Source organism: Paraburkholderia sp. BR14374, assembly GCF_040948685.1.
GTDB lineage: Bacteria > Pseudomonadota > Gammaproteobacteria > Burkholderiales > Burkholderiaceae > Paraburkholderia > Paraburkholderia youngii.
The window spans coordinates 1-7518 of sequence record NZ_JBFPKF010000059.1; the positions used below are offsets into that span (position 1 = coordinate 1).

Annotated in this window: 3 protein-coding genes and 3 pseudogenes; 5 read left to right on the forward strand and 1 reads right to left on the reverse strand. The window is 55.3% G+C overall.

What is annotated here, in order from left to right:
- The 5 genes and pseudogenes from AB3X86_RS37425 to AB3X86_RS37445 all read left to right on the forward strand — a co-directional run.
- A partial coding sequence (locus AB3X86_RS37425) for a pectinesterase family protein (protein ID WP_368599813.1) occupies positions 1-1879 on the forward strand: 1879 nt, incomplete at its 5' end.
- A 2-nt stretch (positions 1880-1881) separates the two neighbouring features.
- Positions 1882-2169 carry a hypothetical protein gene (locus tag AB3X86_RS37430; RefSeq protein ID WP_368599814.1) on the forward strand — a complete coding sequence of 96 codons (288 nt, stop codon included), beginning with the start codon at positions 1882-1884 and terminating at the stop codon, positions 2167-2169.
- Positions 2170-2243: 74 nt separating this feature from the next.
- Positions 2244-2396 (forward strand): annotated as a pseudogene (locus tag AB3X86_RS37435) (IS110 family transposase); the annotation flags it as partial.
- A gap of 391 nt (positions 2397-2787) precedes the next feature.
- Complete coding sequence (locus AB3X86_RS37440) at positions 2788-3117, forward strand: hypothetical protein (protein WP_368599815.1); 330 nt, start codon at positions 2788-2790, stop codon at positions 3115-3117.
- A gap of 1050 nt (positions 3118-4167) precedes the next feature.
- Positions 4168-7404: pseudogene (locus AB3X86_RS37445) on the forward strand (amino acid adenylation domain-containing protein).
- Here AB3X86_RS37445 and AB3X86_RS37450 read toward each other — a convergent pair.
- A pseudogene (locus tag AB3X86_RS37450) lies at positions 7401-7518 on the reverse strand (IS5/IS1182 family transposase); the annotation flags it as partial. The pseudogenes AB3X86_RS37445 and AB3X86_RS37450 overlap by 4 nt on opposite strands.

A 7518-nucleotide genomic window follows, 5' to 3' on the forward strand; every position in this document is an offset into this window, starting at 1 on the left:
TGATGGCGGTGGTGCGAAACCTTGGGCGCTCAACGACTGGAACAACTGGGTCAACTGGAACAATCAGCAGAACAACCTGCTGGCGCCAGAAGCCAGCCTGAAAGCGCTGAAGGGCAGCATGAATCACAGTCAGGACGACCTCATCGGCCACCTGCAGAACACCGGCCTGAACATTGGCATCTACGTCCCTGAAGAGCTTTGCAAGGTATCCACCCCCAACCAAGATCCCACCAATCTCACCGGCGGCAACGCAGGTACGTATTGGGAAGGTGGTGCCTGCGGTCCGCTAACGCCACCGATGAAATCCAACGAATGCGGCGAAGCCACCACCACCAACTTGACCAGTGCAGGACTTGGTTGCGCCGATCATCGCCCATTCCGCGAGTTCTGGCACGACTCCATGCACTTCCATTTCGTCATCACCGACCTGGCGGCCGACACGGTCAAGTACCTCATGGGATTTGCAGGTGACCGCCCGGGTATCGACGGCACACCGTGCACCGGCCCCGATCCCTGCGTCATTCTCGGCAACCACCCTACGCTGGTGGTGGCCGCAGACGGCAGCGGTACTTACAAGACCATCAACGCTGCACTGGCAGCGGTGACGTCGACGGGCGCCGTCATCCAGATTCGTCCGGGCACCTATCATGAAAAGGTCAACGTCACGCAGCCCAATGTCGCGCTGATCAGCACCGGCAAAGATGCATCGCAAGTGGTGGTCACCAACGATGACTACTCCGCAAATGTTGGCGCCAATGGCAAAGCGCTCGGTACCGGCAACAGCTACACCGGCAGGGTGAGCGGCACGAATTTCTACGCCAGCAACCTCACCATTCAGAACAACGCGGACTACGAAGCGCCCAACTTCCAAAACAACGGACAGGCCGTGGCGCTGTTCGATATCGCCGACCGCTCCGTGTTCCGCGCCGTGCGTCTGCTCGGCGGCCAGGACACACTCTGCGTCGGCAACGACAAGCGTGCCTATTTCAACAACTGCTATGTCGAAGGCTACGTGGATTACATCTTCGGTAACGGCAAGGCAGTGTTCGACAATTGCTTTATCAAGACCAAGGTGCACGGTGCTCTCAACGGGGAGGCCACCATCACCGCACAGAATCGCGCCAGCGCCACGGAAGACAGTGGCTTCGTGATCAGCAACTCGCAGTTGCTGTTCGACAGCCCGTACCAGACCAACGTGTGGCTGGGCCGTCCGTGGGGTGCGTATGCCGCCACCTGTTTCGTCAATTCCAAGATGGGTGCGCAAGTGGCTTCGCAAGGGTGGATCGAGTTCATCCCGCTGCCGCTTTCGCAGGGTGGCACCAACAACTTGCCTACATCCACGTATCGCGAGTACGAATCGCTTTATCAAGATGCCAGCGGCAACTGGAACCCCTTCGATCTCAGCCAGCGCGAAAATGTTTCGGCGCAGAGCAACGTTTCGCTGACGACAGCGGAAGCCAACGCATTGCAGGCGGATACGTACCTTGCCGGCAGCGATAGCTGGAAGCCGACCACGGTGACCTATGCCGGCGACAATTCGAACCAGGTGCTGCCGCTACCGACGCCCGCCGTAGGCGCACCTGCTTCGCCGATCATTACCGCCTCGGTTGCCGGCAACGGTAACGTGCAAGTGACCTGGGCCGGACAGCCGGTAAATCCGGTGGAACAAGGCTACATGCTCACCGCCACGCAGAACGGCAAGAGCTTCGGTCTCAGTCGCGCTGCCGCCGAGCGCCACCACCGGCTATATCGATGGTCCTGCCAATGGCGTACCTGCCGTCGTGCGTGTGCGCGAATACAACGCCAAGGGTTACAGCGCGGCCAGTGTCGACCAGCGTTACACCGGTATCGCACGATCCACGCGCACCGAGCAATGTAAAGGTGAGCACCACCTCCACCAGCGCCACGGTGACGTTCGCCATCGCTGACCAAGGCATCCAGCCTGTCTTCGACGGCAACGTTCCGCATGCGGGCGTGTACACGGCGTTGTATGCAAGCCGGGCAAACGCCTACGCAGGCAACGCGCTTGCTGGCACGAGCGCCGGCTTCGGCGCGACAAGCTGGACCTTCAACAACCTGCAGCGCGACACCACGTATTGGGTCTCGTTGCAAGCCTACAACGGTTACTACAGCCCAACAGTCATCATGTCGTTTACGACCAAACCGTAACGAACCACACGTGAAGGAAGGCCCCTCCTCCGATGCGGAGGGGCCTTGTTCGCATCACACATCTACTCTGGGGAACCGGCCGCCTAGCGGACTGAGTTCGCGCAATGCTCGCGCAACGGCATTCAAACGTGGTGGCGTGTGCACTGGCCAACAAGCTGGCCCGAACCGCCTGGGCAGTTGTTGCGCGCCAAACCACATTCGACGCCGGCTTCATCCGTCCGGCCTGAACGAGCACGGCCTCGTCTTTATTGATCACACTCACCCAACTGGTTTTGCGACGACTGAAAATTGATGACGTGAACGGCATACCTGCCTGACGAAGAACCTCCGTGCCAAACAGGCTTTCGAAGCCGACCCACTGTTAAGGATCGTCAGGCGCGGATCTCATCGTGGCGCGGGGAGCGATCCCCAAAACGACGCCGAATAGATTTGGGCAAGCCAACTCGCCATCGAAAATCAGGGTTGCAAAGATGGGGGGACCCAGATTTGGCACATCCATGCCGCTGGGTGGGGGGTGGCCATTCCATTAACGCTCATTTGCATCGTCGGCAAATGAGAGCCTCACGTGATCCGGAAACTGTTCAAGAAAAGCACGTTCGGTATGCCGCGGAGCCAACTATGCACTATTTGATGCACTCGTCAGTAAGTTCGCCGCTTTGGTCGGCCCTCGTCGCGGCAATCCGTGGTGTTGCACATCCAACATTGTCGGATATGCAACACAGTAAATCCCACCAACGATATTTGCCGGAAGTTCCCGCAAGCGTTTTGGAGGGTAAGTTCCCATCAGTCATCCCGATCAGCAATGTGTTGGGAGATATCTCTCAGGTGTGTCGTGGCGTTGGCTCAACTATTGCATCTGCTGTCGCGGGGAAATTGAAGCTGGAGGTAACGAAGCGTGAACACCACACCAAAGCCTCACGAACCACAGACAAGATCTGCAAAAAATGATAGTCGACATTCTATTGCGGCGTCCACTCAAGGTGCCGCGCTACGCGTTATTAACGAGCCGGCGCTCTGGATCACCAGTTCCATTCCGTTCCCTGAGCAGGAAGTTTTTTCCTGCGTTGCTGTGCAATCCGACGAACGATGTATCTCACAAAGAAAGATATCAAGGGCTCTGCACAGAATGAAGCTGTGCGGCGAAGTGAGCAGCATGGAGGACCGACATCAACGCGACGGTCAGGACGACCAGCAGAGTTCGTCGCACCTCCTAACCCATGATGTGACTGTTGAATAGTTCTGAACTTATGCTACAGGAGCGTCGAGTGCCGAAGCATACTTCAATTCTTCGGGCGCTTTACCGTGGTTTTAATATTGCAGCATACAGTTCGAAAACCTGTATCAAGTGAATTTCTTGCTACGACTTATTGCATATTTCCCTTCTTCACCTGACATCGCTTGCTCGAGCTCAGGTCGTGATTGTGATTGAGGACGGTTACCTTAACGATGAACAGATCACGCACCGGGTCTCCCACGATTGCTCGCTTATTTCCGATGATCCGAAAGCCTTCATCACGAGCGCGATACTGTTTTTTTTGCCAGTGAGCGCTGCGTGGCCGTTTCGGAAGCGTGCCAGGAACTCGCGCTCAGAGGATCGGGAAGAACTGCGGGGCTGGCGCGATATAACGCCGTTACCCGACGCAAGCGAGTAGTGACGTGGCCTACGCCAGCCGCATCTTTCGCGGTTATGGGTACGGATTCTAATGGTAACCAGTGCTCTTGGCCGTTGCATTGGTGGCCGCATGAAAATGCGGTTCAATTTAGCAGAGCAAGTGACACGCCCAATTGAATAGATATCAATATATTGAATATGTACAGAATGCGAAGAAGGTGTGATTTTCGATATCTTAAGATAGCGAGTTAGCCTGTTATCCAACCCAAACGCAACGAACCTTTCGGCGATCATTCCACGGATACTTGCGCGGTCGCCCGCCGAGAGAGCTGCTTTCAGTATAGGGTCGGTTAATTCAAGCACTTAGGCGAGTGAGTGACGTTTAAATGAAAACACTATTGGCAGTGGACTACTTCTGTGATGCGGCACGGCGTTATCCGCAACATATAGCAGCGAGGCATGGTAGCGAGTCGGTAACGTATCGGGAGCTTGATGAGCAGTCCAACCGCATCGCAATGGCGCTGACCGAGCGCTGTGGCCGCGAGGCGCCCGTCATCGGCGTGTTGATGGAGCGAGGAATTGATCTATTGGCTGCGATGCTTGCCGTTTTTAAGATTCGCGGTACCTATATGCCGCTTGATCGCCAGTATCCAGCGGAACGCTTGGATTACATGCTGGAGAAGAGTAAATGCCGCCTGCTGCTGACCGCCCGTAACTCCTTCGAACAGGCGGCATATTTGCAGACAACCAGACCGGAACTAGTGCTTCTTGATATTGAGGAAGCGCAAGAATCGAGCGCAGCCTTTGCCGGGCCCAGAGGCAAAGGTAGTGATCATGCCTACGTCATTTTTACTTCGGGTACCACCGGTCACCCAAAGGGCGTAATGATTGAACAGCGGAGCTTGATCAATCACTTGCACGCTAAAGTACACGATCTGGAGATCAGTAAAACTGACCAGGTGGCGCAGACCGCATCGCACTGTTTTGACATTTCTCTGTGGCAGTTTATGGCGGCGCTGCAAGTGGGGGCGTGCACGCGGATCATTAATAGAGACGTCGTATGCGATCCGTCGAGGCTGCTGCTTGAGTTGCGCAAATGCCAAGTATCAGTCATTCAATTTGTGCCGTCGCTACTACGCTCGTTTGTGGCCGAAGTCGAATTGATCGATGCACGCGCAATGCCGGCGCTGCGCCGGATTTCCACCGTCGGGGAGGCATTGCCGCCCGACGTATGCCGACGCTGGCTGGCGATGTACCCGTCTATTCCCATCCTCAACCATTATGGACCAACTGAATGTGCCGACGGTGTCACGCATGCACTGATCTCTAACTCTCCGGCGGAAGGTCAGGCATTTATGCCAATCGGGAAACCGATAGACAATCTGGAAATCTATGTGGTCAGGCCAGATGCTGCGGCGCTGACGCTTGCTGCGTCAGGTGACGTAGGCGAACTTTGTGTAGCCGGCGTTGGCGTTGCACGTGGTTACATTAACGACGACGCGCGTACCGAGCAGGCTTTTGTGGCTAACCCTTTCAGCGATAAGCGCGGATATGATCGATTATACAAGACTGGTGATCTCGTGAGGCTGCGTGAGGATGGCTTGCTGGAGTGTCTCGGAAGAGCAGATCGCCAGGTCAAGCTGCGTGGCTACCGTATTGAGCTTAACGAAGTGGAAGGTTTGTTGGGGTTACATGCTGCCGTCGAGGCCGCGGCCGTAGTGGTGCATTATCCCGCTGACAATCGGGTGAAACTGACGGCAAGGGAAACACTGACTAGTCCAGGGGAAGCGGAAAGACTTCCGCGCCTCGTGGCTTTCGTCAAGCTTCGAGAGGAGGTTACACGGAGCGCTTTACGCGAACACATGTCGTGTCAGTTGCCTGACTACATGCTGCCCGATCTTTTCTTCGAGTTGGCGAAATTACCATTAAATGCCAATGGCAAACTTGATTACAAGCAATTGCCTTCTCCAGAAAATTTGCGTCCTTTGTCCGATGTGAAATATCTGGAGCCCGCTCACGGTCTTCAGGTTCGGTTGTGCAGGCTCTTAGCCGAGATACTACATCTAGACCGGCTGGGGCGAAACGACAACTTTTTGCTGATGGGCGGTGACTCGCTGCGCGCCATGCTTGCGATCAACCGTATTCGGAGCGAATTCGCCTGCGAAGTTTCTGTGATTGACCTGTACCATTGCACAGTAGATGAGTTGACCGAACTCCTGGCCGAGAAAGAGGATGGGCATGAGTCGCTCCCCGCCATTGTCGTCAGTCGCCGTGATGAGGGCGGAGAGGTTCCGGCCAGCCACATTCAAAAACACTTATGGTTTTTGTGGAAGCTTGATCCAACAGCATCCAACTATACCTTGCAAACGGCGCTCGAATGCTGCGGAGAGCTTGATCGGGATCGCTTTAGTCGGGCTTGGGATGCGGTGGTGCAGTACTTCGACACACTGCGCATCCGATTCGTCGAAAAGAGCGGCAATCCATATTTGACCTTCGATTCACCGCCGAACGGTCGTTTGCGCTTTATAGACCTTTGCGGCGACCATCCTGCCCCCAGGTTGGCTGAACTGAAGGCGAGCGAGTTTCAACCGGCCTTTGATCTCGCCGCAGGCACACTGTATCGCGCACTACTAGTACGAGAGAGCTCCGACCGGCATGTTGTCATCTTTACCACGCATGAAATCATTATGGACGCGTGGTCGCTTTCGGTGATGGTGCGCAAACTGCGTTAATTTTACCAGGCGGGAGTCACTTCAGAGGACGGTCTCAAAGCCGAAATTTCGTTCGGAGATTTCGCGAAATGGGAGTCTGAGCAGTTTCGATCGGACTGCTGGGCGCGACAGCGCTCATACTGGGCACAACAGCTGTCGGGTGAGTTGCCGGTGCTGACCCTGCCTTCCGATAAGCCTCGTCCGAGGCGGATGCGTTACACCGGTAAGTCACACGCCATACAAATTCCGGCTCTCGCGGCGTCCAGACTTCGCGAACTCGCTGCGGACAATCGCACCACGCTTTTCAGCGTGTTACTGACGACTTTTTACGTTTTATTGAGAGAGTACAGCGGACAGGACGATATCATCGTCGGCACTCCGAATGTAGTGCGCGAACAGTCAGGTACGGAACACCTGCTGGGGTTCTTCCTAAACATGTTGCCGCTAAGGGCGAAGATGGATCCTGACAAGTCATTCATCGAACATCTGGCCACGACGCAGCAAACTGTCATCGGTGCTGCCCTCAACGCGGCATATCCATTCAGTCGGATGTTGGAAACAGTTGACGTGGTACGTGGAAGCAATTTTCCCCCCGTATTCCAGGTGATGTTCAACAAGTATTCGGAGAAGGCAGAGCTGATTTATGAGGGGCAGCACGATGTGTCAATTGTCGCACGCGAATTGGAAAACGGTTATACCAAGTACGATCTCACTCTTTACTGTCAGGAAGAGGGGGACGGCATCTATCTGCAGATGTCCTATTTCACTGAGCTATTCTCCGACGAGCTCGTTTCCAGAATGCTGCTCAACCTGCAGCAAATTATTCAGGTGATCATTGCGGCGCCGGCGGCGCCGCTTGCAGAGCTGGATCTGCGGCACCCAGCTGAAAAGGCTTTTCTTAGAGGGTGTTAGGCACTTTTGCTAAGGGTTGCAAAGTGAACAAGCATAAGCACGGAGAAGACGACGAAGTGCAAGCCAGCCAGAGTTTCGGGCAATCGCTCGTAGTCTCTTGCGAGTCGGCGGAAG

Excerpts from the sequence above, each read along its gene's own strand:
- AB3X86_RS37440 (WP_368599815.1), top strand. The coding sequence starts at position 2,788 with ATGCACTATTTGATGCACTCGTCAGTAAGTTCGCCGCTTTGGTCGGCC.